This window comes from Arthrobacter sp. 131MFCol6.1, from assembly GCF_000374925.1.
Taxonomy (GTDB): Bacteria; Actinomycetota; Actinomycetes; order Actinomycetales; family Micrococcaceae; genus Arthrobacter.
The window spans coordinates 142,800-166,895 of record NZ_KB895543.1 but is presented as its reverse complement, the minus strand read 5'-3'; the positions used below and the strand labels follow the sequence as shown (position 1 = coordinate 166,895).

General features: G+C 67.8%; 24 protein-coding genes and 1 riboswitch. Of the genes, 15 read left to right on the top strand and 9 right to left on the bottom strand.

The features are described 5' to 3' along the window. Positions 1-6: 6 nt before the first annotated feature. From C566_RS0109645 to C566_RS0109630, 4 genes are all read left to right on the top strand, one after another. On the top strand, positions 7-1,890 hold the full coding sequence (locus C566_RS0109645; RefSeq protein ID WP_018774130.1) for a hypothetical protein: 1,884 nt from the start codon (positions 7-9) through the stop codon (positions 1,888-1,890). Next, a complete protein-coding gene (locus C566_RS0109640; protein WP_018774129.1) occupies positions 1,880-2,257 on the top strand; it encodes a hypothetical protein in 378 nt (125 codons plus the stop codon). The genes C566_RS0109645 and C566_RS0109640 overlap by 11 nt, the downstream gene beginning before the upstream one ends. Next, on the top strand, positions 2,254-2,433 hold the full coding sequence (locus C566_RS21270; RefSeq protein ID WP_018774128.1) for a hypothetical protein: 180 nt from the start codon (positions 2,254-2,256) through the stop codon (positions 2,431-2,433). Before C566_RS0109640 ends, C566_RS21270 begins: the two co-directional genes overlap by 4 nt. Positions 2,434-2,507: 74 nt before the next feature. Next, positions 2,508-3,236, top strand: a complete 729-nt coding sequence (locus tag C566_RS0109630) for a LamG-like jellyroll fold domain-containing protein (RefSeq protein WP_026266552.1) — start codon at positions 2,508-2,510, stop codon at positions 3,234-3,236. 31 nt (positions 3,237-3,267) lie between these two features. Here C566_RS0109630 and C566_RS0109625 read toward each other — a convergent pair whose 3' ends face one another. Then, the gene (locus C566_RS0109625) at positions 3,268-3,870 is read right to left on the bottom strand and encodes a phosphoribosylanthranilate isomerase (protein ID WP_018774126.1); all 603 of its coding nucleotides are present in this window, start codon (positions 3,868-3,870) and stop codon (positions 3,268-3,270) included. A 179-nt stretch (positions 3,871-4,049) separates the two neighbouring features. On the opposite strand from C566_RS0109625, the gene C566_RS0109620 reads away from it, so the two are divergent. After that, entirely contained in the window at positions 4,050-4,715 is a 666-nt protein-coding gene (locus C566_RS0109620; RefSeq protein ID WP_018774125.1) for a HutD/Ves family protein, read from the top strand. On the opposite strand, the gene C566_RS0109615 is transcribed toward C566_RS0109620, so the two are convergent. From C566_RS0109615 to C566_RS0109600, 4 genes are all read right to left on the bottom strand, one after another. Beyond that, a complete protein-coding gene (locus C566_RS0109615) occupies positions 4,712-5,539 on the bottom strand; it encodes an ABC transporter permease (protein WP_018774124.1) in 828 nt (275 codons plus the stop codon). The two genes, C566_RS0109620 and C566_RS0109615, sit on opposite strands and share 4 nt — an antisense overlap. 13 nt (positions 5,540-5,552) lie before the next feature. Further along, a complete protein-coding gene (locus tag C566_RS0109610; RefSeq protein WP_018774123.1) occupies positions 5,553-6,482 on the bottom strand; it encodes an ABC transporter permease in 930 nt (309 codons plus the stop codon). A gap of 68 nt (positions 6,483-6,550) precedes the next feature. Then, a complete protein-coding gene (locus C566_RS0109605; RefSeq protein WP_043466550.1) occupies positions 6,551-7,735 on the bottom strand; it encodes an ABC transporter substrate-binding protein in 1,185 nt (394 codons plus the stop codon). Positions 7,736-7,824: 89 nt separating this feature from the next. Next, positions 7,825-8,898: an ABC transporter ATP-binding protein gene (locus C566_RS0109600; RefSeq protein WP_018774121.1), complete on the bottom strand. Its 1,074-nt coding sequence runs from the start codon at positions 8,896-8,898 to the stop codon at positions 7,825-7,827. Between the two features lie 235 nt (positions 8,899-9,133). On the opposite strand from C566_RS0109600, the gene C566_RS21265 reads away from it, so the two are divergent. The 6 genes from C566_RS21265 to C566_RS0109570 all read left to right on the top strand — a co-directional run bounded on the left by C566_RS21265 (position 9,134) and on the right by C566_RS0109570 (position 13,383). Then, positions 9,134-9,874, top strand: a complete 741-nt coding sequence (locus C566_RS21265) for a FadR/GntR family transcriptional regulator (protein WP_018774120.1) — start codon at positions 9,134-9,136, stop codon at positions 9,872-9,874. 50 nt (positions 9,875-9,924) lie between these two features. Continuing rightward, positions 9,925-10,686 carry a cache domain-containing protein gene (locus tag C566_RS21260; protein ID WP_018774119.1) on the top strand — a complete coding sequence of 254 codons (762 nt, stop codon included), beginning with the start codon at positions 9,925-9,927 and terminating at the stop codon, positions 10,684-10,686. Between the two features lie 22 nt (positions 10,687-10,708). Next, a riboswitch (guanidine-III (ykkC-III) riboswitch) is annotated at positions 10,709-10,776 on the top strand. Between the two features lie 9 nt (positions 10,777-10,785). Beyond that, positions 10,786-11,109, top strand: a complete 324-nt coding sequence (locus C566_RS0109585; protein ID WP_018774118.1) for a DMT family transporter — start codon at positions 10,786-10,788, stop codon at positions 11,107-11,109. A gap of 5 nt (positions 11,110-11,114) precedes the next feature. Then, on the top strand, positions 11,115-11,516 hold the full coding sequence (locus tag C566_RS0109580; protein WP_043466620.1) for a DMT family transporter: 402 nt from the start codon (positions 11,115-11,117) through the stop codon (positions 11,514-11,516). Between the two features lie 184 nt (positions 11,517-11,700). Continuing rightward, complete coding sequence (locus tag C566_RS0109575; RefSeq protein ID WP_155846836.1) at positions 11,701-12,711, top strand: aldo/keto reductase; 1,011 nt, start codon at positions 11,701-11,703, stop codon at positions 12,709-12,711. Positions 12,712-12,732: 21 nt separating this feature from the next. Next, entirely contained in the window at positions 12,733-13,383 is a 651-nt protein-coding gene (locus C566_RS0109570) for an MBL fold metallo-hydrolase (protein ID WP_018774115.1), read from the top strand. A gap of 122 nt (positions 13,384-13,505) precedes the next feature. Here the strand turns inward: C566_RS0109570 and C566_RS0109565 are convergent, their stop codons facing one another. Both C566_RS0109565 and C566_RS23170 read right to left on the bottom strand, forming a co-directional pair. Then, a complete protein-coding gene (locus C566_RS0109565) occupies positions 13,506-15,410 on the bottom strand; it encodes a DEAD/DEAH box helicase (protein WP_018774114.1) in 1,905 nt (634 codons plus the stop codon). Between the two features lie 344 nt (positions 15,411-15,754). Beyond that, positions 15,755-16,060 carry a hypothetical protein gene (locus C566_RS23170; protein ID WP_231386306.1) on the bottom strand — a complete coding sequence of 102 codons (306 nt, stop codon included), beginning with the start codon at positions 16,058-16,060 and terminating at the stop codon, positions 15,755-15,757. 257 nt (positions 16,061-16,317) lie between these two features. Between C566_RS23170 and C566_RS22110 the strand changes: the two genes are divergently transcribed. The 3 genes from C566_RS22110 to C566_RS0109545 all read left to right on the top strand — a co-directional run bounded on the left by C566_RS22110 (position 16,318) and on the right by C566_RS0109545 (position 19,969). Next, the gene (locus C566_RS22110) at positions 16,318-17,301 is read left to right on the top strand and encodes a class I SAM-dependent methyltransferase (RefSeq protein ID WP_196802358.1); all 984 of its coding nucleotides are present in this window, start codon (positions 16,318-16,320) and stop codon (positions 17,299-17,301) included. Further along, a complete protein-coding gene (locus tag C566_RS0109550; protein WP_018774112.1) occupies positions 17,298-17,990 on the top strand; it encodes an SAM-dependent methyltransferase in 693 nt (230 codons plus the stop codon). The genes C566_RS22110 and C566_RS0109550 overlap by 4 nt, the downstream gene beginning before the upstream one ends. Positions 17,991-18,448: 458 nt before the next feature. Then, positions 18,449-19,969, top strand: a complete 1,521-nt coding sequence (locus C566_RS0109545) for an amino acid permease (RefSeq protein WP_018774111.1) — start codon at positions 18,449-18,451, stop codon at positions 19,967-19,969. A gap of 95 nt (positions 19,970-20,064) precedes the next feature. Here the strand turns inward: C566_RS0109545 and C566_RS0109540 are convergent, their stop codons facing one another. Both C566_RS0109540 and C566_RS0109535 read right to left on the bottom strand, forming a co-directional pair. Then, complete coding sequence (locus C566_RS0109540; RefSeq protein ID WP_018774110.1) at positions 20,065-21,516, bottom strand: MFS transporter; 1,452 nt, start codon at positions 21,514-21,516, stop codon at positions 20,065-20,067. A gap of 72 nt (positions 21,517-21,588) precedes the next feature. Further along, complete coding sequence (locus C566_RS0109535; RefSeq protein ID WP_231386305.1) at positions 21,589-22,623, bottom strand: Lrp/AsnC family transcriptional regulator; 1,035 nt, start codon at positions 22,621-22,623, stop codon at positions 21,589-21,591. A 186-nt stretch (positions 22,624-22,809) separates the two neighbouring features. Between C566_RS0109535 and C566_RS0109530 the strand changes: the two genes are divergently transcribed. Further along, on the top strand, positions 22,810-24,078 hold the full coding sequence (locus tag C566_RS0109530; RefSeq protein WP_018774108.1) for a M20 metallopeptidase family protein: 1,269 nt from the start codon (positions 22,810-22,812) through the stop codon (positions 24,076-24,078). Positions 24,079-24,096: the final 18 nt, after the last annotated feature.

The following is a 24,096-nucleotide window of genomic DNA, read 5'->3' as shown; positions in this document are numbered from 1 at the left end:
CGAGAAATGATGACACACGAATCGACAACGAGCCTCCCGGTGCGCACCGCCCACCGGCATGAGGCGCATGCGCACCTAGGCGGTGCCAAGCCGCCCACCCACCGCAACCTCGGTCTCACGCCGTCGTGGCACATCGGTGCCCTGGCAGCCGCCGCCGCGGCCGCGCTCGCCCTCGGCGTGTGGAGCATGAACCAGGTCAATCCCTTCCAGATCGGCGGGACCGGGCTGATCGACGCCCTCCCGCCTGCCTATTTCGTTGCCCTCGCGCTCAGCCTCGCCGGATTTGTCGCCTCGCTGAGCCTCCGCCGCCTGGTGCCGGCTCTTCTGACCTGGCAGCTCCTGGTCACAGTGGTTCTCCTCCATGGCGCTGACTCCATCATCCATGGCCTGCCCCGGCTCGAGGCCAGCTTCCGGCATCTGGGCATTGCCGACACCATCAGCCAATCGGGCCAGCTGGATCCGACCCTGGACGCCTACTTCAACTGGCCAGGATTCTTCAACGTTCTGGGAACGCTCTCCGGGGCGACGGGCGCCAAGGACCTTTTCGGCATCGCAACCTGGGCGCCGGTGGGGATCAACATCCTCCTGCTCGCACCGGTGCTGGCCCTGGCCCGGCGGTTGACGGCAAATCCGCGCCAGGCGTGGGCGGCTGTCTGGATCTTCTACCTGGCCAGCTGGATTGGACAGGACTACCTGTCACCGCAGGCCTATTCGTTCTTCCTCCTGCTCACACTGGTTGCCTGCCTGCTCAGCGTCTTCGGCGGTTGGGCCTGGCCCACGGAGCGCACCAGGTTCTCCCGGTGGCTTGCCCGCAACGTCAGCAAACTCGACAGCTCGGTCCCGCGGTATGGCGCCGCGGAACCGCAGCGGGCCGACACCGCGATTCTCGTGGTCGTCTGCGCGCTGATCCTGCTTGCCATGACGACTTCACATCAGCTCAGCCCCTTCGCCGTGATCCCCATCCTGGCCGCGCTTCTGCTGACCGGACGTCTCCGGCTGCGCTTCCTGCCGGTCCTGGCCGTGGTCCTGCCGGTCGGCTGGCTGCTCTTTGCGGCTTCCACGTTCGTGGAGGGGCATTTCGGCCAGCTGCTCGGCTCGCTCGGTGACATCGGCGCGAACAGCCTCGGCGCGCTGAGCACCAGGGTCTCAGGCAGCGACGCCCACATGTTCGTGGTCTACACCCGCATGGCCGAGGTCGCACTGGTCTGGGTGCTCGCCGTTGCCGGCGCCATAGTGGGCTACCGGCGGAAGGCACCCTGGCTCGCGGCCGCCGCTGCGGCGCTGGCGCCGCTGGTCCTCGTTCCCCTCCAGCCCTATGGCGGTGAACTGCTCCTGCGCCTGTATCTCTTCAGCCTTCCTTTCGCAGTCTGCCTGGCGGTGCTGCCACTGATGTCAGACAGTGCCGCCGGACTGAGCCTGCGCCGAGCCCTTGCCCTGCTGCTGATGGGGGCGGTACTAGCTACAGCCACTGTCGTCACCCGTTACGGAAATGACGGCATGGAAAGCTTCAACGACGACGAAATCGCCTTAGTGAACCGCCTCTATGCGACTGCGCCCACCGGTGCAGTCCTCATTGAGGCAGTTCGCAACACCCCGTGGAGATACCAGCACTACGCGGACTACGACTACCGGGCGCTCGTTGCTGCCGAGCCCATTCCCAACGCCGCGCCGCTCAGCTGCGACGCGGCCAACCAGATCGCCCACAAAGCGGGCGCGTACCTCATCGTTACTGAAAGCCAGCAGGAGGCAGCCGAACTTCGCGGTTCGACTCCCACCGGCGACCTTCAACGTTTTACCGCCACATGCGCCACGAGTCCTGGCTGGACGAAGGTTTTTGAAAACGCAGGCGGCGTGATTTTTCACATCGAAGGAGTTAGTAATGGCAACTGAACGCAGCTACGTGAGCTATGCGACGGCAGCAGTCGCCGTAGCAGCCATACCGCTCTCGTTTGTCGGCCCTGAGGGCCTGCGCCTGGCGGTGATAGGCCTGCTGATGCTGGCCGGACCTGGAACAGCGCTGGTGCTGCTCCTCCGCTTCGACCCGCCGCGCTCAGCCCAGGCCACTGGAGCGCTTCCCCTCAGCATCGCCATCGCAATCGCCTTCAGCCTAGCGATGTCCACCCTCGTGGCGACGGCGATGATCTATGCACGTCTCTGGTCACCGCCGGCGGCCGTATGCCTGCTGTCGGCCCTGACCCTCGTCTTCCTGGGCCTTGAGCTCAAGAGGCCAAAGCGGGTTCTGGTGCACGCAAAATGATGATCTTCCTGACGGGACTGGCCACCATGACGGCCCTCGTGAGCTGCGATGTGCTCCGCGTGTTGCAGCCGGACAAGGCACTCCCGCGCGCCGTGGTGATCACCACCGCAGCCCTGCTGGCCATAGTCGGTGTCGCGGTGGTCATGCAATTGGTGCATCTGGCGCAGCTGGCATGACAGAAATCGCCCGCCCGGTGCCGCAGCACCGGGCGGGCATCAATAAGTCGAACCAATCACGGAAAGTATCTTCAATGAGAAAACTCAGAACACTCAGCATGGTTGGGACGCTCGGAATGCTCGTAGCCGGTTCCCTTGTCTTCGGTCCGGCCCAGGCCGCCACCGCCGCAACCTGCAGCCCGGCACCGACCAACTCCTATCCCGGCACCGTTGTGCTCGCCACCAGTTTTGAGGCGGGCGGCTTTTGCGGCCTCATCCCCAAGGTGTCCGGCACCGGCACCGCAACGATTTCCAGCTCGCGGGCACATACCGGCACGCATTCAACCAAGCTGCACGTGACCACGGATTCCGGCTCGCTGGCCAACCTCTCCTCCCCGACGTTTCCCTCGGGGACCAAGACCTCGTACGCAGACGGCTGGTTCAATATCACCGTTGCCGGCGTTTCCGGCAATGACGTCCCGTACTTCCGCTTCTTCTCCGGCTCCACCCGCGTCGCGGACATCTACCGCTACAACAGCAACGGGCAGTTGTGGCTCCGTGTCACCTCGCCGAGTGGCACCTTTGTCTATACGAAGCTGGTCGCCGGCAACATCCCCCTGAATGTTTGGCACCACGTGTCCATGCGGGTGACCGCCAACGGCAGCTCGTCAACAATCAAGGTATGGTTCAACGGCGTGGAGCGATACAGCAGCACGAGCGTCAAGATGCTCGGTACCAGCCTGAGCAAAGTTCAGCTCGGGGCCGAGCACAACCGGCAAAAGGGTGACGAATACATCGATGACGTCGTCATCAAACGCTCGTAGCTCCCTCTGATGGCCCGCGGGCGGCCCAGCCTCATTGAGGCGCCTTGGCCGCCCGCACGAAATTCCCGATCTTGGCCAAGTCCTTGATGCCGCGCGCCGACTCGACGCCGGAGGACACATCGACACCCCACGCCCCGGCCTCCGCCGCTGCCCGGGCAACGTTGGCGGGATCCAGACCGCCGGCGAGCAGCCACTTGCGCCCGGCAAGAGCTTTGGCCCGGACCGAACCGTAGTCCCAGGCCTCGCCGGAGCCTGGCACAGCGGCGTCAATCAGGAGCAGCTCCTCGCCCCAGTTTTCGAAGGCTTCCGCGGCGGCGGCCATGGTGACGGCCCTGATCAGCTTCATCCCGGCGTCGTGCACTGTCCGGACGTCGGCGGGTGAGCGGTCGCCGTGCAGCTGGACCCAGACCAGGCCCGCCTCACGGGCGACGGCGACGGCGTCGCCGGCCGGTTCGTGCCGGAACACTCCCACCGCGGGCAACCCGCTCGGGACGTGGTCGAGGAGGTTCCTGACCTGTTCCGGCGTGACCTCCCGGGGGCTGCGGGTCAGGACGAAGCCGACGGCGTCCGCGCCGGCGCCGGCCGCGATGCGGACCGCATCCGGGGTGCTCAGGCCGCACACTTTGACAAACATTCGGGCTCCTTCTGCGTGCTTCCTGCCTCCGACGTTAGCAAGGCCGGGCCTCCGCCGCCGACTTTGCGTCGGCGCCGGCACGAGCGTGCACAGTCCGGTCGGCGCCGGCAAGAACGTGCGCCGCCCGGCCGGGGCCCGGGAAGCCCGGCGTTCCGGAAACGGGCCGATAGGCTGAGGCCATGGAGATCATCCGCTACGCCGAGCTCAAAGCCCACCCCTGGCGCAACGGCGGCGGGGTGACCCGCGAAGTGGCGCGCCACCCACGGACCCGGTCCGTGGAAACCGCCCTGCAGACCGCCCCGCAAGATACTGCGCAGGACAACGCCTGGGACTGGCGCGTCAGCATAGCCGAAGTCTCCAAAGCCGGCCCCTTCTCCGCCTACGCCGGGATGGACCGCGTACTGACCGTGATTGACGGCGACTTGCTGCTCCTGAGCGTTGACGGGGCCGAGCACCCGCTGGAGAAGTACCGGCCGTTCCGGTTCTCCGGCGACGCGGACTCGGCGGGGGCACTGCCCACCGGCGACATCCGGGACCTGAACGTCATCACCCGCAACGGCGCCTTCAAGGGCTACACCTCCATCATCGAGCTGTCCAAGAAGCGCGCCCATCCGGTGTTCGCAGGCCAATTCGGCATCCTCCTGCAGGGGCAGGGGACCGTCAGCCCCGGGACTGCCGGCGGCCCTCCCACCGAGCCGACGGCCGCCGTCGCCCCGGAGCCGGAGCGCGTCGAGCTGAACCGTTATGACGCCGTCGTCGGCTCTGATACCGAGACGCCGGAAATCGTGGGCCGCGGATTCCTGGCTGTCATCTCGATCGACCCTGCGGAACCCGGCACCGTTTAGCGCCCGTCCGCCTTCACGCGGGCGCCGCTGACACGCACCGAGTCCCCGGACAATCGCTGCGCGAGCCAGATAGGTACGATCGAGACCACGATCAGCACGACCGCCACGACATTGACTACAGGTGCCTGGTTCGGACGGAAGAGGTTCTGCAGGATCCAGATCGGCAGCGTGGTCTCCCCGGCCCCGATCGTGAACGTGGTGACGATGATCTCGTCGAAGCTCAGCGCGAAGGCCAGCAGGCCGCCGGCCAGCAGGGCCGAGCGCAACTGGGGGAACGTCACCAGGCCGAAAGTGGTGAAGACACCGGCGCCGAGGTCGGCAGAGGCTTCCTCAAGGCCGGCGCTGGTGCGGCGGAGGCGTGCAATGGCGTTATTGAACACTGTCACCATGCAGAAGGTGGCGTGGGCGATCACCACCGTCCACAGGCTCAGCGGGACGCCCAGGATGGTGGTGAACATATTGTTCAGGGCGATGCCCGTGACAACCCCGGGCAACGCTATGGGCAAGATGACCAGGAGATTGATGACGTCGCGGCCGAAGAACTCATAGCGTTGCAATGAGATCGCCAGGAGCGTCCCCAGCACCAACGAGATGATGGTCGATACGACTGCCACCCACAGGGAGGACACGACGGCCTCCCGAACGCCGGGCGAGTCAAAGGCCTTGACCCACCAGTCCAGCGTGAAGCCCTTCGGCGGCCAGCCGAAAGTCCGGTCCGCGTTGAACGAGTTCACCACCACCAGCAGCAGCGGCGTGTAGATGAAGAGCAGCACCAGCGCCGTGATGATGCCCAGGACCACCTTGGCGCTGCGGGAAAGTCTCATGATGCTCCTCGCACTACAGGTTGTTCAGGGCGCCGGTGCGGCGGACGACGAAGAGGTAGAACATGATGATGGCGATCGGCACCAGCGATACCGCGGCGGCGAACGGCAGGTTGTTGGCCGCTCCGACGTTGGCGTAAATCACGGTGCCCAGCATCTGGGTGGTCCCGCCGACGATCTGCGCAGTGATGTAGTCGCCCAGGGACAGGGAGAACGTGAAGATCGTGCCCGCGATGATGGAGGGGACCAGCAGCGGAAGCATGACAAGACGCATGGTGGTCAGCGGCTTCGCACCCAGGTCCCCGGAGGCCTCCAGCAGGGAGTCGGGCACCCGGTCAAAGCCTGCGTAGATCGGCAGGATCATGTACGGCAGCCAGATGTAGGACAGGGTCAGGATGACGGCGGTTTCGCCGTAGCCCGGCGAGGACAGGCCGATCGGGGCCCCCAGCCACTCCAGCAGGCCACCCTCGGACAGGACATTCCGCCAGGCGTAGGCCTTAACCAGGTAGCTTGCCCACAGCGGCATCAGCACGGCCACCACGAGCAGTTTCTCCCAGCGGGCGGGAGCAACCTTGGCGATGAAGAACGCCATGGGCAGGGCCAGGATCATGTCAATCACGGTGACCGCCACGGCGATCCACAATGTCCGCAAAGTGATCCGCTGATACACCGGATCGGTCAGGACCGTGACAATGTTTTCCGTGGTCCAGACCGTGGATACCTCCCCGGTGAAGGTATCCACGGTCCAGAACGCGGTGATGAGCAGTGCCGCCAGGGCGGCGATGTAGACAAGCACCAGCCAGCCCGCCGGGGCGGTGAGCAGCGCTGCCAGCCTCAGCCGGGGCGAGCGGTGCAGCAACGCCGAGAAGGCGTTGGTTTTCGCCCGGGGCACAGCCCCGGCATCACGGGGCGGGCCGGGCGGCAGCTGTTGCGTTTGAAGTGCCATCTCGCCTTAGTCTCTGCCGGCCGCCGGGGCCGGCTTGTGCTTGCGGTTTTGGTGCGGCGGAGCCGGAATCAGCCCTTGATTTCCGTCCAGGCCTTGGTCCATTCCGAATAGTCGGTGCACTTGACGTCCTTGCGGCCGTCGAGGCACTCGGCCACCGGCGTGGTCCAGAACCAGATCTTGTCGGCGTAGGCCGCATCGCCTGAGTGGTACGTCTCGCAGTGCTTGGGATCCTTGGTCAGCTCGCAGGACTTCGCGTTGGCCGGGGATTCACCAAAGTACTCCGCCACCTGGGCGTTGGCATTGGGGCTGGCGATGTAATCGAGCCACTTGTAGGCGCAGTTCGGGTTCTTGGTCTTGGCGCCGATCATCCAGGTGTCCGACCAGCCGGTGGCACCCTCTTCAGGGACGAGGGTCGCGACCTTGGCGCCGTCGGTCGTCGCGATGTTGGCCCCCACCTGCCAGGTGGTGCCGACCACGGTGCTCCCGGACGTAAAGGCCTGGACTTCCTTGACGACGTCGCTCCAGTACTCGCCGATGTGCGCGCGCTGCTGCTTGAGCAGGTCGACGGCCGCGGCCAGCTGGTCCTTGTCGAGGGCATAGGGGTTCTTGATGCCCAGGTCCGGCTTATGGGCCATGAGGTACATGGCGGCATCGGCGATGTAGATGGGCGAATCGTAGGCCGTGACCTTGCCGGTGTGCTTGGCGGCGTCGTCAAACACCGCGCTCCACGAGGCGGGCGCCGGGGTGACCTTGTCGGTGGAGTACATCAGCAGGTTGGCGCCCCAGCCGTGGGGCATTCCGTAGTTGACGCCGTTGACGGTGTTCCAGGCTTTGTCCTTCAGGAACGGGTAGATGTCCGGGTAGTTCTTCAGCAGGCTCATGTTGACCGGTTGCACGTCCTGGCCGGCGATCAGGCGCAGCGACGCGTCCCCCGAGGCCGAGATAACGTCGTACTGTCCGGTGCGCATGAGTGTCACGGCCTCGTCCGAGGTGCCGAACGGCTTGAAGCTGACCTTGCACTGGGTCTCTTGTTCGAACGGGTGCACCCAGTCGACGGCCGGGTCGTTGCTGCCGTCCTCGACGTAGCCGGGCCATCCGAGGATGGACACCTGGCCTTCACCGGTGCCGATCTCGGTCTTGACCGGCTGCGCCGACTGTGAACCCGATCCGCCGCTGGTTCCGCAGGCCGACAGCGCGAGGGCTGCGGCCGCAACCACCCCGACTACGAGGGAGGCCTTTGTTCTTGGTGCCATGATCCGTACCTTTCGCTGTGGAGAAAAACTTTGGACTGGGGACGCTGCGCCGCGGCACGGACGGGAACCCCGCCCGGCCTGGCCCGGCGTCAGGTGCCGGGTGCCGGAAGCCAAACGACGGCGTCGTCGTCCCAGCTGACCGTGACGGGCCCGTTCACCAGATCGGCGTCGCTGCCGGGCAGCTTTTCCGGAACGAGCGCGACGACGGCGGGTCCGCCGTCGAGCTGCACCCGCACCTGGGTGGCGTGCCCGACGTAGACGAACGACGTCACCGTCCCGGGCCGGGAGGTGGTGCCGGAACGGCGCTCCGGCTCGCCGGTCCAGGCGACGCGCAGCCGCTCGGGACGGATGCACAGGGGATCTGGCCGGCCATAGATCGCCTGGGCCTGGCCGGCGTCGAAAATGTTGGAGGTGCCGACGAAGTTGGCCACGAAGATGCCTCCGGGGCGCTCGTAGATTTCGTGCGCGGTACCGATCTGTTCGATGCCGCCGTTGTTGAACACGCCGATCCTGTCGCTCATGGTCAGGGCCTCCTCCTGGTCGTGGGTGACGAAGATGAAGGTGATACCCAGCGAGCGCTGCAGCTCCTTGAGCTCGACCTGCATCTGCTGCCGGAGCTTGAGGTCCAGGGCACCGAGCGGCTCGTCCAGCAGGAGGACCTTGGGCTCGACCACGAGCGCCCGGGCCAAGGCAACCCGCTGCCGCTGGCCGCCGGAGAGCTGGGCGGGTTTGCGACCGAGGAACTTCCCGAGCTGGACGCGGTCCAAGGCCTCCCGGGCCCGCTCCCGCCGCTGTTTCCCGGGCATGCCGCGCACCCGCAGCCCGTAGGCGACGTTGTCCACGAGGGACATGTGCGGGAACAGCGCGTAGTCCTGAAACACGGTGTTGACGTCCCGCTGGAACGGCGCCATGGCCGTGACGTCCTTGCCCTCGAGTTCGATACTTCCGGACGTCGGCAGCTCGAAGCCGGCGATGAGGCGCAGGACCGTGGTCTTGCCGGAGCCGGACGGGCCAAGCATGGAGAAGAATTCCCCGTGGCGGATGTCCAGGTCCACGCCATTTACCGCGACAGTGTCCCCGAAGACCTTGGTGAGCTTGCGCAGGCGGATCGCCGGAACCGCTTCGCTTCCGGTCGAGGTGCCGGCGGCCAGTGTTTCGGTCATGGGGTGCGCCTTACTCCGTTGCCGGATCGTCCACAGGAGAGCCACGCAGCGGAATGTGATCCAGTCCACACTCGGCTGCTGGCCCAAATGCTATTACTCCATAGGTTTTGTGTATAGACCCTCCGGCAAAGCCCGGATTAGGATGTCATCAGCCCTGGGCGACGCGGGGCGGCGCCGCGGAAGCTGCAGGGATGCGCGGCCAGGGCGGGTACCACCGGAGGGAAGGGAGGCCCTGATGCTGTTGACGCCCAAGGGCGCCTCCCGCAGCCTCGCGGCCGTGTTCACGCCGATCAAATCACGCGGGCTTGTGGATGAAGTGTGCGCCCGGATCGAACAGGCGGTGGAGACGGGACTGCTGACCAGCGGCCAGCGCCTGCCGAACGAAACCGAGCTGGCCGCAGCCCTCGGAGTGTCCGCGGTAACCGCGCGGGAGGCCCTTTCCCAGCTGCGCGCCTCGGGAATTATCCGGACCGCGCGCGGCCGCAGCGGCGGAAGCTTCATCGCCGACGACGTGCTGCCCTCCCGGGAACGGGCCCTGGCGCAACTGCATGAGCTGAGCCGGCTGCAGATCAGGGACCTCGCGCTGCATTACCAGGCGATCGCCGCGGCCTGCGCGGGCGTGGCGGCACGCCGTTCCGACGCCGCAGACGTCGCCACGTTGCGTTCGTTCATCCCCGCAGCGGACGACGACTCCCTCAGCTGGCGCCTTGCCCTCTCAGAGTTCCTGCTGGAAGTCGCGGCCATTGCCCGCTCCGCCCGGCTCGCCCGGGAGCTCATCCGGCTGCAGGCAGATCTCGGCACCCTCACGCTGCTGCCCTGCGCCGACACCGGCTACCGCGGGCGCACCGCCGTGATCCTCGGGGACGTGGCAGCCGCCATCGAGGCCCACGATCCAGGGGCCGCCGAAACGGGGGTCAAGGCCCTCATCTCCGCAACCACCGACTGGCTGCTGACCGAGCAGGCCAAAAGCTATTGACCGCACCCGCGACCGCAAATGTCCGGCACCTTCGAGCTAAGGCAGCAACGATGTCCGATACCGCCTCCACCACTGGCCCCGCCACAGCGTCCGTGGCAGCGCCGGCCGAACCCGGCCCAGTTGAGAAGGCTGCCGGGCTGGCCGCCGCCGAACTCGACGCCACCATCGCTGCCATCGAGCACCGCCTGACGGCGTGGGCCGCTGACGCCGGGGCCGCGCTGGCCGCCCTGTCCGGCAAAGTCACGGGCACGGCCGTGGACAAACTCATCCGTCCGGTGGTCGAGGAACTGGTGCAGCTGCCCGGCGGCTACGCGGCCGGCGCCGGGTTCATCGCCAACGCCGGGCTGCTCGGCCCCGAGCGCAGCTATATCGCCTGGTGGCAGGGCCCGGACCTGGAACACGTCGACGCGCTGGCCAACTTCAGTCCCAACTCCATCAGCCGCTACGTCAAGGCCGAGTGGTTCCGGATCCCCGTGGAAACGGGCCGGGCCCACGTCACCGGGCCCTACGTGGATTTCCTCTGCACCGACGAGTACGTCCTGACCTTCACACACCCGGTGTTCACCCGCCCGGACGGCCCGGTCGCGGGAATCGTGGGCATCGACGTCACAGTTCAGCGCCTGGAACGCGGAGCCATGGCGGCCCTGCGGCGGATCGGCGGCCGGGCCACCCTGGCCAATGCCGACGGCCGGGCCGTGGTGTCGGCGGCGTCCGATATCGACGCCGGCGACCTTACGGCACCGAACGAGCCGTGCGCGCATTACCCCGTGGGGCGCACGTTCATTCTCTGGAGCGACGCCGTCGGGCGCTGACGCGGATTTGCTAGAATTGGAGGCCAAGGCCCCCTCTTCCGGGCCTCCGGACGACGGTTCAGTACCCGGCACGCGACAAGACTGGCCACAGGAGCTGTCATGTCGTGGCTAATACTCGTTCTTTCCGGGGCGCTGGAGGCCGTCTGGGCCGCGGCCCTGCACCGGACCGCCCAGGCCAGGGGCCGCCGCCGGCTGGTCCCGGCCCTCGTCTTCCTCGTTTCCGTCCTCGCCAGTACCGGCGGCCTGGCCGTCGCCATGCAGTCCATCCCTACCGGAACGGCGTACGCCGTGTGGGTGGGGGTCGGCGTCGTCCTGACGTCCGGCTACGCGATTGCCGCCAAAGTTGAGCGCCCGACCGCGGCACGGATCCTGCTTCTTGGCGGGATTGCCGCGAGCGTCGTCGGCCTGAAGCTGGCGGCGTGACCGTGATGAAATCAGCAGCAATGTCATGGCTCATCCTGCTCGCTTCCGCTGTGCTCGAGGCGGTTTGGGCCACAGCACTGGGCCTGTCCGACGGGTTCTCCCGCCCGCTGCCGACCCTCGTGTTCGCCGTGACGGCCACCCTCAGCATGGTGGGGCTCGGCCTGGCCGTGAAACGCATTCCGCTCGGCACCGCCTACGCCGTCTGGGTGGGGATCGGCGCCGCCCTGACGGTCGGCTGGGCGATGGCCACCGGCGTCGAACCTGCCAGTCCGCTCAAGCTGCTGTTCATCGCCGGAATCGTCGGCTGCGCGGCGGGCCTGAAGCTCCTCCCGCCAACGGCGGACTCAGATCCACCGGCAACGCACGCCGTCCAGCCGGCCTCCCCCGCGGAAACTCCCCACGTTTAGGGCGGTACGACGGCGTCGCCCTACCTTTGACTGCTGCGCCGTCGCGCCGGCCGCGCAGCAGTCAAAGGTGGGGAGAATCGTCGGCCCGGCCGATACCAGGGGCCGGAATAGCCGCGCGCAATCTGGGGTTCTTGGCAGGGACGGAAGTCCTACGAAACCACTCAGTGTGCGAATGGAGACCCAGATGACGGCAGCAACAGTCCAGCTCGGCGACGGCCTCAGGGTCAGCCCCCTGGGGTTCGGCGGCATGGCCCTGACCCCTGTATACGGCGAGGTGGACCCGGCCGAAGCCCTGCGGACCCTGCATCACGCGGTGGACGCCGGCGTCAGCTTCATCGACACGGCGGACATCTACGGCGGGGGCAGCAACGAGGAGCTGATTGGGCGGCTGCTCAGGGAACGCCGCGGCGAAGTCCAGCTGGCCACCAAGTTCGGCCTCGTGGGCACACCGTCGGCCGGCTACACGGACATCCGCGGCGACGCAGCCTACGTGCGGCAGGCGGTGGACCGCAGCCTGCAACGGCTGGGCACCGACACCATTGACCTGTACTACCTGCACCGCCGTGACCTCCGCGTTCCGATAGTGGAAACCGTGGAGGCCATGGCGGGGCTGGTACAGGCCGGCAAGGTGCGGCATCTGGGCCTGTCAGAGGTGACGGCCGAGGAGCTGCGCGAAGCCAGCCGCATCCACCCGATCGCCGCGGTCCAGAGCGAATGGTCCATCTGGAGCCGCGATGTGGAACGCAACGTGGTGCCCGCCGCCGCCGAACTCGGGGTGGGCTTTGTGCCGTATTCGCCGCTGGGCCGGGGATTCCTCACCGGCACCGTGGACGCCTCGACGCTGGGCAGCAACGACTTCCGCCGCAACATCCCGCGTTTCGCCGCGGACGCTGCCAGCGCCAACCAGGGTGTGGTGGCGGCCGTGCAGGCGGTCGCTGCGGAACTGAGAGTCGCCGGGCAGGCTGCAACTCCCGCCCAGGTGGCGCTGGCCTGGCTGCTCGCGCAGGGCCGCAAGCTGGGACTGCCCGTGGTCCCCATTCCCGGCACGCGCAAGGCGGACCGGATCGACGAAAACCTGGGCGCCCTGGCCCTCGACTTCACCGCCGCGCAACTGAAGAAGCTCGACGCCGCTGCGGACGCCGTCGTCGGCTCCCGCTCCGCAGACCCCAACTGGGTGTCCCAGGGCCGTGAATAGCGGCTCCGTAGACTGAAGCCCATGGACTCGCTCATTCACTCTTTACGTGACATCACCATCCGCCGGATTTCGGTCGGCGAGATGGACAACAATGTTTACCTGCTCACGGCCAAGGCCTCCGGCGCGCAGCTCCTGATCGATGCGGCCGATGATCTGGCCGCCATCCAAGGGCTGCTCGCGGACGCCGCCGCGGATACTTCCGCGACGCCGAAGCTGGCGCTGGTTGCCACCACCCACCAGCACTGGGACCATGTCCGGGCGCTGCCGGGCCTGGTGGAAGCCACCGGTGTGAAGACGGCGGCCGGGACGGAGGATGCCCCGGAGCTGCCGGTGCCGGTGGATGTACTGCTGGATCACGGGGACGTCGGCAACTTCGACGGCTTCGACGTGACGGCTGTACACCTGCGCGGCCACACACCGGGTTCGATCGCCCTTGTGTACCAGGACCCCGAGGGGCCGGCCCACATCTTTTCCGGCGATTCGCTGTTCCCCGGCGGGGTAGGCAACACGCAGAAGGATCCGGCGCGGTTTGCCCAGCTGATCACCGATGTCAGCGAGCGGCTGTTCGACGTGTATCCGGATGACACGGTGGTGCACCCGGGCCACGGCCAGCCCACGACCCTCGGTGCGGAACGCCCGCACCTGGAAGAGTGGCGCGCCCGCGGCTGGTAGGTTCAGCTTTTCGCGGCGTTTTTGGACAACCGCTACGCTTTCGGACGGCCGCTACGGGGATTCCCGTAGCGGCCGTCCGTTTGCGTAGCGTCAGCTATTTTGCGTAGCTGAAAACCGGAACCTTAGCGGCTGCGGCGTTCGTTCGAGGCCGGAGCCGACGCGCGGCGCGGGCCGGCCCCGCGGGCCGGACGTCCTTCACCGGAACGGCCGTTGCCGCCGCCGGCGTAGGATCCACCCGAAGTGCCACCGGTGTTGGAGGACCAGACAGCAGCGCTGCCTCCGGATTTGCTGCCGGCAGACTTGGCGCCGGCAGCAGCACGCTGGCCGGTTGCCGGACGTCCGCTGCGCTGGCCGCCTGCCGAAGCGCCGGTGCGGGGAGCGCCACCCGTGCGGGGTGCTCCGCTGCGGGGAGCCGAAGCGCCCCGGGCGTCGCTGCGTCCGTCTGCGGCGCGTCCGTCCGACCCGCGGCCGGCCGCGGCACGGCCGCCGGCGGCCGGAACATCGTTGTGGTGCGCATAGGCGGTGGTGCGGCCGCGGCCACGCGCATTCCGGCGCTCGGCGCGCTCGGCATCGGCGCGGTCCTGGTTCTGCTCGGCGACACGGTCGGCGGCGTTGCGGGCCGCAGCCTTGCCTTCGTAGGCGACGGCGCGGCGCTCGGCGCGCGGCAGGTCGGTCCGCGGCGCCTCAGCAGCGACCCGTCCACGTCCGCCACGGCCACCACGGCCACCCGCGGTGGGTGCAGCTTGGGTGGTGCGGCGGGCGCGCTTGCGCTCGGCGTTAGCGCCCGTGGAGGTGCCGCCACCGTGTTGCGCGGCCTTGGCTGCCAGCAGGGCGGCCCGGGTACGCGGATCGATCTTGTCGGCCATTTCGCCGACCAGTTCAGCAACCAGCGGGGAGTTGGCGGTGACGCGCTCGAAGTTGACCTCGACGCCGGCAGCCTTCATCAGCTTCTTGACGTCGGACTGCTGCTCGGGCAGGGTCAGCGTGACCACGGTGCCGTCGGAACCGGCGCGGGCCGTACGGCCTGAGCGGTGCAGGTACGCCTTGTGCTCCGTGGGCGGGTCCACGTGGATGACCAGTTCGACGTCGTCGACGTGGACGCCGCGGGCCGCGACGTCGGTGGCCACCAGGACGCGGACATCGCCGGAGGAGAACTCGGCCAGGTTGCGGTCACGGGCGTTCTGCGAGAGGTTGCCGTGCAGATCGACGGCGGGGATGCCGGCGTCGGTCAGGGTCTTGGCCAGCTTGCGGGCGTGGTGCTTGGTGCGCATGAAGAGCACGCGGCGGCCGGCGCCGGAGGCGAGCTCGACGATCAGCTGCTTCTTGACTGTCTGGTCGTTGACCACCAGCACATGGTGTTCCATGGTGGTCACCGCGGCCTGCGGGTCGTCCACGGAGTGGGTCAGCGGGTTGGACAGGTAGCGCTGGACGATCTTGTCCACGCCGTTGTCCAGGGTGGCGGAGAACAGCAGGCGCTGGCCCTGGGTGGGGGTCATGTCCATGAGCTTCTTGACCACCGGGAGGAAGCCAAGGTCGGCCATGTGGTCGGCCTCGTCCAGGACGGTGATCTCGACTGCTTCGAGGGTCAGGATGCGCTGGCGGATCAGGTCCTCCAGGCGGCCGGGGCAGGCGATGACGATGTCAACGCCGGCGCGCAGGGCCTTTTCCTGGCGGGCCTGGGAGATGCCGCCGTAGATCACGGTGGTGGTCAGGCCCATGGCCTTGGCCATCGGCTCGATGGTCGCGTTGATCTGCGTGGCCAGCTCGCGGGTGGGAGCCAGGACCAGGCCCATCGGGCGGCCGGGCTTGCGGAAGTGCTTGGCTTCCCGCTCGGCGAGTCGTGCCACCAGCGGGATGGCGAATGCGATGGTCTTGCCGGAGCCGGTGCGGCCGCGGCCCAGGACGTCGCGTCCGGACAGCGTGTCGGGGAGGGTCTTGACCTGGATCGGGAAGGGCTCCACGATCCCCTGTGCGGTCAGGGTGTCGGCAAGTGCTTTGGGCGTGCCGAGGGCAGCAAATGTAGTCATGTGTTTCAAAGTCTTTCAGGCGGTATCCGTGCGGATATCGGCCCCCGATGCCGGTTGGCTCAAGGGTTCGCCGAAGAAAAGTCAGGTGATCAACCGGGCTGTTGCCAAACTTCAGCAAGCGGCCGCCGGGACCAAATGGAACGCGTTCATCGACGCAGGATGTGCCTCTCACATGAAAAAATCCCACTGCCTGCGTGCGGATTCCCGAAGGAATCCGGCAGGGACCCGGCTGGCGGACCGAAGCCGGTCAACTGAATCAAAAGTGGGCATCACTGCACATCAAGTTCCACTAGCCTACCATCCGGCAGGGCCTGGTCCCGTACCCGAGGCCGCCGGCCCGGCCCCTAGCCCACCAGGACGGGGGCTTGGAACAGGGGCATGTGGGACGGCTGGGTGGATGTGTGGACGGGCGCTGGCGACGGCGTGTTGGCCGGCCCCGGCGCGGCCGGCCGCAGGATCACGAGCGCCTCGGCGTCGATGAGGCGGCGGGTTCCCGTCCGGGCATCCAGGATCCAGAACAGGTCCACGCCTGTGACGGTCTGGGTCACCGGGCCCCGGTGGAAGAGCTTACCGTTGTGCCACGCCTCGATCTCGTCGCCCACGTTCAACTCGGCCGAGCTGCGGATCTGCCGTGCTTCGTCAACGTCCATGGTCATTGCCCTTCCCCAGCGTTCAATGTCTTGTGCCCAGCATTCACGACACACGTTTCGGATTCGTTTCCGGAGCGTGATTTCCACGTGTCCGTCCGCCTGCGCGGCGTTTGAGGGGAAGCCCAGGCGGTGTATTGACCCTCGTTGCGTCCGGGAGGACCATGGTGGGCGGGAAGGGCCATACGACGGCGGGGCCATGAGGGGAGTCGGACGCAATGCCGGGAATAGTCTCCGCTGGCTTGTTTCGGGTCATCCAAGTGGCGTTGTTTCCCTTGAGCGCGGCCGGCTACTTCATGTCCGTCCCCGGGATGCTCGCCTACAGCCGGCGCACCGGCACGTCGGCCACGCTGCTCGCATCCCTCTACACACGGTGGATGCAGCACCGCCTGGGAACACGGCCGGACGTCCCCGCGGCCCGGCTCATGGCCGTTCTGCCGAACGTGTCCTCGACTGGCATCCAGATGGAGACCGCCCCCACGCTCGCTGCCCACCTGCTCACGGGGTACGTGCCCAGGGTCTACCGCTATCCATACCCGGGGCGGGCGCCGATGCGCCACCAGCCGACAGCCCGGACCAGCCTCTATGACGCGGCCGTTCAACGGCATCGCGGCGGCATCGACCAGCTCGTGATCCTCGGGGCGGGATTCGACACCCGGGCGTTCCGGCTTGTGCCCGAGGACCACGTGCGCTGCTTTGAACTCGACCTGCCCCGGACCCAGGCTTTCAAACTCACGATGCTCGAGAAGGCAGGCCTCTCCACCCGCCTGGCCAAGTACGTGCCCGCGGATTTCGAGACCGAGGACTGGATGGAGAAGCTGGTGGCGGCCGGTTTCGACCCGAGCCGGCCCGCACTGTTCCTCTGGGAAGCGGTGACCATGTACCTGGACCGCGCCTCGGTCGAGGCGACACTGCGCAGGATCGCCGGCACCGCCCCGGGCAGCATCGTGGCCTTTGACTATTTCTCCAGGGAAACCATCGCCTCGCGGTCTCCCTACATGCGATATGCCCGGGCTGCAGCGAGATTCGTCGGCGAGCCCCTGACCTTTGGCATCGACAACACTCCCCCGGCGAGGAAGAGCGCCGCGGACTTTGTTGGATGCTTCGGACTGGCCCTTGAGGAGCACAGGAATTTCGGCAGGGAGACCCGACGGCGGTCGGCGCCGGGCGGTTTCGCCACCGCCGTCGTTCCTGAAAACGGACAGCGAAACCCGGCGAACCGCCGGGATGAGGGGAAACCATGACACAACGCAGCCACAGCCACGAGCATGACGCCGCCGAACATGCGGCCGTCGAGGAGGCGGCGCCCGGTACCGCCGCCCGGATGTGGGATGAAAAGTACAGCAGCCGGTCCAGGATGTGGAGCGGGGAGCCGAATCCGCAACTCGTCGCCGAGGTGGCGGACCTTCCTGCTGGCGAGGCCCTGGACCTGGGGTGCGGCGAGGGCGCGGACGCGATTTGGCTCGCGGCCCGCGGTTGGAGCGTGACGGGCCTGGACGTTTCCGCCGTCGCCTTGGAGCGTGCGGCCGCCCACGCCCGGGAACGGGGCCAGGACGCCGCCATCGAGTGGGTGCAGCAGGATCTTGCCACCTGGGTCCCGGACCGGTTGTTCGACCTCGTCACGGCCCAGTTCCTGCATTCCACCCAGATGCCGTGGCAGCAGGCGTTGCAGCTCGCCGCGGCCGCGGTGCGGACCGGCGGGACGCTGCTGATCGTCGGCCATCACCCCGACGGGCTGCCTCCGTGGGGCGCGCACCATACGCCGGAGAAGTTCTTCACGGCCGAGGACCTTGCCCGGGAACTCCGGATCGAGGAGCCGCTGTGGCGCGCCGAGGTCCTGGACAGCCGGCGTCGCAGCGCCGTCGGACCCGACGGCGAGGCAGTGCCCCTCACGGATGCCGTGCTGCGGGCCACGCGCCTGGCCGCCCAGTAGGCGGCCCAGATTGGGCTCAACCTGAACGATTCGGGCGAGTGCGTCGCCCCCCGCCGGGTAAAAATGTGACAAAAGACAGCGGACGACAACTGAAGCTAAGATGATCGACAGTTGTCGAACCTGCCCGCGGGTGGGCGATCCGCGGAAAGGCCATTACGGCGGCCGCGCCGGGCGGCCGCGCCGGCGTCGCGTTCTCCCCCGGAGTCCGCGAAGAATGCGGGTTCCGGGGCCGCTCCGGCACCGCGCGGGGGGCGCCGGCGCCGCCGGCGAACGCGGCCCGCGACCGACCAGACGGTCCACCCACGCGGACCGACGCGACAACAGGGGCCGCGAAATACCGGCCTTAATCTTGATCTACCCGCCAAAACTGTTACCTCCGTCACATCCTGACGGAACTGTGCGGCCCGCATCGCGGAACCCCCGCCCGTTGCGGCCGCCCGTGACAAGGAAGAAGCCTCATGTCTGAACGCACCACCACGGCCGCTCCGGCCACTGCAGAATCTGACATTGCCCAATCTGGAACCGCCGCCTCCGCCAACAGTGGTTCCGGCGCCGGGAACCGCGAGCCGCACCTCGCCCGGGCCCTCGGCAACCGCCACATCCAGCTGCTCGCCATCGGCGGCGCCATTGGCACCGGCCTGTTCATGGGGTCCGGAAAGACCATCTCGCTCGCCGGCCCGTCCGTCATCTTCGTCTACATGATCATCGGCTTCATGCTGTTCTTCGTGATGCGTGCCATGGGCGAGATCCTGCTCTCAAACCTAAACTACAAATCCTTCAGCGACTTCGCCGGGGACCTCCTGGGCCCGTGGGCCAGCTTCTTCACCGGCTGGTCCTACTGGTTCTTCTGGGTGGTCACCGGGGTGGCGGACATCGTCGCCATTTCCGGTTACGTTGACAAGCTCGCTCCCGGCACGCCCCTGTGGATCCCGGCGCTGCTCACGCCGGTGGTCCTGATCCTCCTGAACCTGCCCACCGTGAAGGCGTTCGGTGAAGCGGAGTTCTGGTTCGCCATCATCAAGGTAGTGGCCATCGTGGCCCTGATCGTCACCGGCGCGGTCATGATCGCCACCCACTTCACGTCCCCCAACGGCGCTGAAGCCAACCTCGCCAACATGTGGAATGACGGCGGCATGTTCCCGCACGGCATGTTCGGCTTCGTCCTCGGCTTCCAGATCGCCATCTTCGCCTTCGCCGGGATCGAACTGGTAGGCACCGCCGCCGCCGAAACCAAGGACCCGGAGAAGAACCTGCCGCGCGCCATCAACTCCATCCCGGTCCGTGTCCTCCTCTTCTACGTGGGCGCCCTGGTGGTCATCATGGCCGTCAATCCTTGGCGGACCATCGACCCCGCCAGCAGCCCGTTCATCGGCATGTTCACCCTTGCCGGGCTGGGGATCGCCGCTGTGGTCATCAACCTTGTGGTCCTGACCTCCGCCGCCTCCAGCGCCAACTCCGGAATCTACTCAACCTCCCGGATGGTCTACGGCCTCGCCCAGGACGGGAACGCCCCCAAGGCGTTTGGAAAGCTCAGCATCCGCAAAGTACCGCAGAACGCACTGCTGTTCTCCTGCATCTTCCTGCTGGCCGGCCTGGTCCTGCTCTATTCCGGCGACTCCGTGATCGGCGCGTTCACGGTGGTCACGTCCGTGGCGTCCGTGCTGACCATGTTTGTGTGGTCCATGATCCTGGTCAGCTACATCGTCTTCCGCCGCCGCCGGCCGGCCCTGCACGCGGCCTCGTCCTTCAAGATGCCCGGCTCCGCCTTCATGCCGTACGTGGTGCTCGCGTTCTTCGTGTTTATGCTGGTGGCGCTGGGGCAGGCCGACGACACCCGCCTGGCACTCTTCGTGGCGCCGGTGTGGTTCCTGCTGCTCGGCGCGGCCTGGCACTTCAACCGCAAGTCCCCGCTGCAGCAGGCCCGGATTGTGGAATGGAAGGCCGTCCGCTCACAGGAGGAAGCCCGCGCGGCTGCCTGATCCGTAGATTGTGATGCACAGGAGCCCCGGCCGGATCATCCGGCCGGGGCTCCTGTGCTCTGCCATCATGTGCTCTGCCGTCATGTGCTGTGCCGTTACGCGCGTTTGCTGACGGCGGCCGGGACGACGGCGACGCGCGGCGCGACGGCCACGGCGGCGGTCCCGATCACCGCCGTCAGCGCGAACACTCCAGCAAACGACGCCGACGGAGCCGCCGTCGCGAATGCGGCGAACACGATTCCGGTGCCGGCGAGGGCCAGCGCGCCGCCCAAGGAATCCGAAATGGACATCGCCGAACTGTTGAAGCCCTCGGTCTCCTTGGTGGAGAGGGCCAGGGTCATGACGCTCAGCCGCGGATACATCAGACCCATGCCGCCCCCGGCGAAGATCCATCCCGCGATCGCGACGGCGGCCGGCCAGGCCAGCACCGTGGTCACGAGGGCCAGGACGACTGCGCCAAGGACGAGGGCCGAGCCGATCCGCACGGCTTTCCGGTGCTCCAGCCGGGTCCCCAGCCGGCCCTGGATGGCCGACGCCGCCGCCCAGGCGATGGCGCCGCCGGTGAGCGTGAGGCCCGCAAACGTCGGGGCGAAGGCGTAGCGTTCCACGAGCAGGTACGGCAGGTAGACCTCGGCGCCGAAGAATGCCGCGGACGCGAGCCCGCGGGTGAGGATCACGCTCGGCAGGCCGCGCCGGGCGGTCAGAGTTCCGCGCGGCATGAGGGGACGGACAGCCAGGAGTGCGACGGCGACGGCGGCGGCCGCCAGCACCCCGCCGGCGACCGGTACCGCGGCGGACAGGTTCAGGCCCAGCACGGCGAGCGCCGCCAGCGCCGCCAGCGCCAGCTTGGCAAGGCCGCCCGGCGGACGGCCGCCGGGCGCAGGCTCCGCGGCCGGGGAATCTCCGGCGGCGCCCGGGCTGCCGTTCAGGCCGCGCAGGGCCGGGGCCGTAAGGAGCAGGGCCGGAACCACGAGTCCGACCACGCCGAGAAAGACCCACTGCCAGCCGGCCAGTTGGGCCACGGCGCCGGCCGCGAACGGCCCCACGAGGGAGGGGATGACCCAGGCCGCGGAGAAGGCGGCGAAGATTTTCGGATGCAGGACCGGCGGATAGACCCGGGCAATGACCACATACAGGGCCACGGTAAGCCCGCCCCCGCCGAGTCCCTGCACCAGCCGGCCGGAGACGAGGACCGGCATGGTTCCGGCAGTACCGGCGATGAGAAGGCCGAGCACGAACATGCCCACCGCGGCCAGGAGCGGCGCCACCGGCCCCTTGCGGTCCGACCAGCTGCCCGCGGCCACCATGCCGATCACCCCGGTGGCGAGCGGCCCGGCGAAGGCCAAGGCGTAGAGTCCCGCACCGTCCAGTTCCCGGCTGACGAGCGGCATGATGGTGGTCACTGCCAGGGACTCGAAGGCCGCCAGGAACACCAGCGCGCAGGCGCCGAGTGTCACCAGCAGGTAGCTGCGGTGGAAGATGCCGGCCGATTCCGGGACGGACTTCGGACGGGATTCCTGATGAGGAGGCGGGTCGGTCTGTGGCACGTGCCACAGCTTACAACCGGGCGCGCCGCGCCCCGCCTGCCGGTTGGCTTGTCAGCTGCCGGCCGGCCGCCGTCAGTCCGCCTCGTCGAACCCCTGGGCAGGAACCACGACGGCGCCACTGGCCCTGGAGTCCGGGTTCAGCAGCCAGCCCACACGCTTGACCGTGCTCAGCATGACGACGCTTTCCACGAGCTCGATCCCGGGCACCTTTTGCTGCAGCGCCACCTCGATGTTCATGACGTCCGCCAGGGACTGCAGCCACATGATGATCACGAAATTCGTGGGCCCCGTGGTGGAGGCGCTGAGCCGGACGTTCCGCATGGTCCTCAGCTCGGCGGCGGCTGCCTCGTGCCGCCCGGCGGGGACGTTGACGAACCATTGGCAGGTCACGGGGAAAGCGGAGAGCTTCTGGGCCACCTCGCACCGGAATGACAGGATGCCGCTGGCGAGCACACGGTTGAGCTGGCGCTGGACGGTGGCAGGGTGCCTGCCCAGGCCGCGGGCAATGTCCGCCGCCGTGGCCCGCCCGTCCCTGGCCAGGAACGGCAGGAGCGCCAGGTGGCTCTCCGGCAACGCCTCACGGGCGGCGGCCTGGGCAACCCCGGTGGCCTCGGGGCCGGCCAGCGCCCGCACGGCGGCCTGCTGCGCCCGGCTCAACACGTTCAGCCGCCAGGAGCCGCCGCTCGCGTGCAGCCTGGTGCAGAGGGCGGTCTGATATTTGAGGAGACCGTCAATCTCCTTCAGCCGCGAGATGACTTTCAGACTGAAATCGTCCAGGGAGGGCGTAATGACGGTCAGCATAAGGTCCCGGTGGCTGGCCGCCTCCTCCACCGTGACGATCTCCGGCATCTCGGCGAGCCTGGCGGTGACTTCCTCGCGCCGGTGCATTTCACAATCCACGGCCACGAACGCCAGGCACATCTGCTGGGGATCGCCGATCAGGTGCGCGGTGATCCAGGACACCCCAGAGTCCAGCAACCGCTGCCACCGGGCGGCGAGGGTGGTGGCATGCACGCCCAGCACCTGGGCCGCATCCGCCCAGCTCAGGCGCGGGGCAATCTGCAGGACGTTGATCAGGGCAAGATCGTCCTCGCTGAGTTCCACCATTTTTCCCTTCATTAATGCACGAAACCTGCGGCAACAGTGTATTCCTGCATTTTTTCTGGCCTTTGCATGGGTGTGAACCATGTCACTTGAGAATAGACGCAGGACGTCCTCGCCGGACGCGAAGCAAGCCAATTCGCCAACCAGGCCACTCGCCAACCAGGCGATTTCGACAAACAAGGAGAACACGTGCCGATCACCGCAGACGCCCGGGAAATGCAGACGGACCTTGCCCGGCTCCGCCATGAACTGCACCAGGAACCCGAGATCGGCCTTGCGCTGCCCCGCACCCAGGAGAAGGTGCTCAAGGCCCTGGACGGGCTTCCCTACGAGATCACCCTGGGCCAGGACACGACGTCGGTCACCGCAGTACTGCGGGGCCAGGGGTCCGGGACCGAAGCGGGCTCCCGCCCGGCCGTGCTGCTGCGCGCGGATATGGACGGCCTGCCAGTGCAGGAGAAGACGGGCGTGGACTACACGTCCAGGACCGACGGCGCCATGCACGCCTGCGGTCACGACCTGCACACTGCCATGCTGGCAGGAGCCGCCACGCTCCTGGCCGAACGCCGGCACCAGCTGGCCGGCGACGTCGTCCTGATGTTCCAGCCGGGCGAGGAAGGCTTCGACGGCGCCAGCCACATGATCCGCGAAGGCGTGCTGGATGCCGCCGGCCGGCGTGTGGACGCCGCCTATGGCATGCACGTGTTTTCCGCCCTGGAACCGCACGGCACGTTCTGCACCAAGCCCGGCGTCATGCTGAGTTCCTCCGACGGCCTGGTGGTCACCGTGCTCGGCGCCGGCGGCCACGGGTCGGCCCCGCACTCCGCCAAGGACCCCGTGACGGCGGCCGCCGAGATGGTCACCGCCCTCCAGGTCATGATCACGCGCCAGTTCAACATGTTCGACCCCGTAGTCCTCTCCGTGGGGGTCCTCCAGGCCGGCACCAAACGCAACATCATCCCGGAAACCGCACGCATCGAGGCCACCATCAGGACCTTCTCCGAGGAAGCCCGGCAGAAAATGATGGACGCCGTGCCGCGCCTGCTGAAGGGAATCGCAGCGGCGCACGGCCTCGAGGTCGACGTCGACTACCAGCAGGAGTATCCGCTGACCATCACGGACGAGGACGAAACGCACACCGCGGAGAACGTCATTGCGGGCCTGTTCGGCGACACCCGGCTCTCCCGCTGGGCCACCCCGCTGAGCGGCTCCGAAGACTTCTCGAGGGTGCTGGCCGAGGTCCCCGGCACGTTCATCGGGCTGAGCGCCGTCCCCCGGGGCGCCGACCACGCCACCTCCGCGTTCAACCACTCCCCGTACGCCACGTTCGACGACGGCGTGCTGGCTGACGGCGCCGCACTCTACGCCGAGCTCGCCATCTCAAGGCTGGCCGCACTCGCGGCCGCCGACGCTCCCGCCGCGGCCAACGCTGTTGCCGCTGCCTCCGCCCTTTCCTAGCCCGCACCCCCGAGGGAG